Origin of the sequence: Pseudomonas sp. CM27 (assembly GCF_013179515.1) — a bacterium.
In the GTDB taxonomy this organism is placed as follows: Bacteria; Pseudomonadota; Gammaproteobacteria; order Pseudomonadales; family Pseudomonadaceae; genus Aquipseudomonas.
Window position 1 is genome coordinate 1 of sequence record NZ_JABMCN010000387.1, and the last position, 3,025, is coordinate 3,025.

Below are 3,025 nucleotides of genomic sequence, written 5' to 3' on the forward strand. Positions count from 1 at the left end.
TATTGGTCTTTCAGTATCGGGCTGGCTGATTTTTTGCTACGTGATTGACCAAGCGCAACACGCGATGAATGGCAGCTGCGGCTGCCCAAGCGGGATGCTCTCAAACGGCTACTGCCATTTGCCTTGATGCATTTCTGAACGGACGCCCTGCGCGGGAACCACGCGATGCAGATGCTGGAAAACGAAGCTTCCGACAAGGCCAGTGCGACCCCCAACGGTCTCGCCGTGCCATTGCGTGAATTCAACCTGTTGCGCTGGTTTTCGGTCATCAGCCTGTTGATCATCACTGCGGTGGCGGGTGGCCTGGGTTACGTCTCGACGCGCTTCGTGGTACGCGACAGCGTACAGCGCGATGCCATGCTCACCGCCCAGTTCATCCAGGCCATGGCCCAGGCCGAAGTGCGCCACTCGCAGTTGCCGCCAGGCACCACCATGGGTGAGTTGCTCGACCCGCGCCTGGACCAGCAGCACCTGCAGGTCAGCCCGGCACTGGCCGAGTCGACCCGGGTCGAGTTCCTCGACCATGTCGAGCACCTGCCGGATACCTTGCTGGCCAACGTCTATGCCCGCGATCGCACCATTGTCTGGTCGACCAACCCGGTGCTGATCGGCAAGCGTATAGAAGCCGATGGCGACCTGGACCGCGCCTTCCGCTCGCGCAAGGCGGTGTCGGCCAGCTACCACAAGGCTGAGCAAGGTCGCGAAGAGCAGAAGTTCCAGAGTGAGCCGCAATACCTGTTCATCGAGAACTACATCCCGCTGTTCGACAGCCAGGGCGAGCAGGTATTGGCCATGGTGGAAATCTACAAGGAACCGCAGGACCTGATCCGCCGCATCCAGCGCGGCTACGTGCTGATCTGGGCCTCCACACTGGTAGGCGGGGCACTGATCTACTTCGGGCTGTTCTGGATCGTGCGCAGGGCGGCGCAAATGCTGAGCTTGCAGCAGGACCGGCTGGTGGCCAGCGAAACCTACGTGGCGCTGGGGGAAATGTCCTCCGCAGTGGCGCACAGCCTGCGCAACCCGCTGGCCAACATCCGCTCCAGCGCAGAGCTGGCCCAGGAAATCGCCAACCCTGCCGCGCAGAAGAACATCACCGACATTATCAGCCAGGTCGACCGCATGTCATGCTGGGTACGCGACCTGCTGGTGTCGTTGCGCCCGACCAGCGACGAGGCCGAGGCCGTGGACCTGGTGGCTGCCATCGAGGACACCCACGTGGCCTTCTTCCAGCAGATCGAGCGCAACGGTGTGCGCTTTCACTTCGAAGGCCCTGACGTGCAGTGGGTCGCCAGCCAGCCGCTGCAGCTCACCCAGATTCTCAACAGCCTGTTCTCCAACGCCCTGGAGGCCATGCCCTCCGGTGGCATGCTGACCGCCCAGGTCAATGTGCAGGAAGGCCAGCGTGCCGAGTTCGTGCTTACCGACACCGGCAAAGGCATGAGCCAGCAGCAGGAACGCATGGTGTTCAAACCGTTCTACACCACCAAGCAGGGGGGGCTCGGTGTCGGCCTGGCCCTGGTCAAACGCATCATGGAGCGGTTTGGCGGCTCGGTCAGCCTGAGCAGCCGGGAAGAGGAAGGAACCCGCGTCAGCCTTACATTCAATATCGCAGCGGGAGGGGACCATGGAGCACAGCATCCTGGTAGTCGAGGATGATGAAATCCTCGCCGACAACGTTCGTACCTACCTCAGCCTGAAGGGCTTCGAGGTCACCGTGTGCCATAGCGCGGAGCTTGCGCTGGAGCAGATCAAGCGGGCTCAGCCCGACGCGGTGCTCACCGACAACTCGCTACCCGGCATGAGCGGGCACGACCTGCTGCGCACGCTGGTGGCCCAGGCGCCGGACCTGAAGGTGATCATGATGACGGGCTACGGCAACGTCGAAGATGCCGTGCAGGCCATGAAGGAGGGCGCCTTCCATTACCTGACCAAGCCGGTGGTGCTGGCCGAGCTCAAACTGACCCTGGACAAGGCACTGGCTGCCGAGCGCATGGAGCGCACGCTGACGTTCTACCAGGAGCGCGAGGCGCAGAAGTCCGGGCTGCAGGCGTTGATCGGTGAGTCGCCGGCCATGCTCAGCCTCAAGCACACCCTGCGCCAGGTGCTGGATGCCGAGCGGCGCATGGCCAGCGACGACCTGCCACCGGTACTGGTCGAAGGCGACACCGGCACGGGCAAGGAGCTGGTGGCCCGTGCCCTGCATTTTGACGGCTCGCGCAGCAAAGGGCCGTTCATCGAATTCAACTGCGCCTCGATCCCCGCCAACCTGTTGGAGGCCGAGCTGTTCGGCCATGAAAAGGGCGCATTCACCGATGCCAAGGAGCGCCGGGTCGGCCTGGTGGAAGCGGCCGACGGCGGCACCCTGTTCCTGGATGAGATCGGCGAGATGGACCTGGTGCTGCAGGCCAAGCTGCTCAAGTTGCTGGAAGACCGCAGCATTCGCCGGATCGGCGCGGTGAAGGAGCGCAAGGTCGACCTGCGGGTGATCAGCGCTACCAACTGCAACCTGGAGCAGATGGTGCAGCAGGGCAAGTTCCGCCGCGACCTGTTCTTCCGCCTGCGCATCATTGCCTTGAAGGTGCCGCGCTTGCATGCGCGTGGGCAGGACGTGCTGATGCTGGCACGGCACTTCCTGGCTCACCACGGCCGGCGTTATGGTAAGCCGAACCTGCGGTTTTCTGCCGAGGCCGAAAGCCTGATGCTCAGTTACACCTGGCCAGGCAATGTGCGCGAGCTGCGCAACATGCTGGAACAAACCGTGCTGCTGGCGCCGAACGAGGTGGTGCAGGCGCATCAGTTGAACCTGTGCATGACCTTGATCGACGAGCCGCTGGTGGCGCAGCCGACTGCCACGGTGTACGAAATGCCGCGGCATGATCCGGAGCCTGGGACAAGCCTGCCAGACATGGAGCGCGACCTGGTGTGCAAGACCCTGGACCGCACGGACTGGAACGTTACCAAGTCGGCGCGAATGCTTGGGCTGTCGCGGGACATGTTGCGTTACCGGATCGAGAAACTCGGG

The 3,025-nt window shown here is 63.2% G+C and carries 2 protein-coding genes; both read left to right on the plus strand.

The features are described from left to right. Positions 1–165: 165 nt before the first annotated feature. Positions 166–1,659: a HAMP domain-containing sensor histidine kinase gene (locus HP547_RS28110; RefSeq protein ID WP_172288735.1), complete on the plus strand. Its 1,494-nt coding sequence runs from the start codon at positions 166–168 to the stop codon at positions 1,657–1,659. Continuing rightward, a partial coding sequence (locus HP547_RS28115) for a sigma-54 dependent transcriptional regulator (protein WP_172288737.1) occupies positions 1,628–3,025 on the plus strand: 1,398 nt, incomplete at its 3' end. The genes HP547_RS28110 and HP547_RS28115, both read left to right, overlap by 32 nt.

What these genes read in the sequence shown, in the direction of transcription:
- HP547_RS28110 (WP_172288735.1), top strand. Translation starts at nt 166, where the DNA reads ATGCAGATGCTGGAAAACGAAGCTTCCGACAAGGCCAGTGCGACCCCC.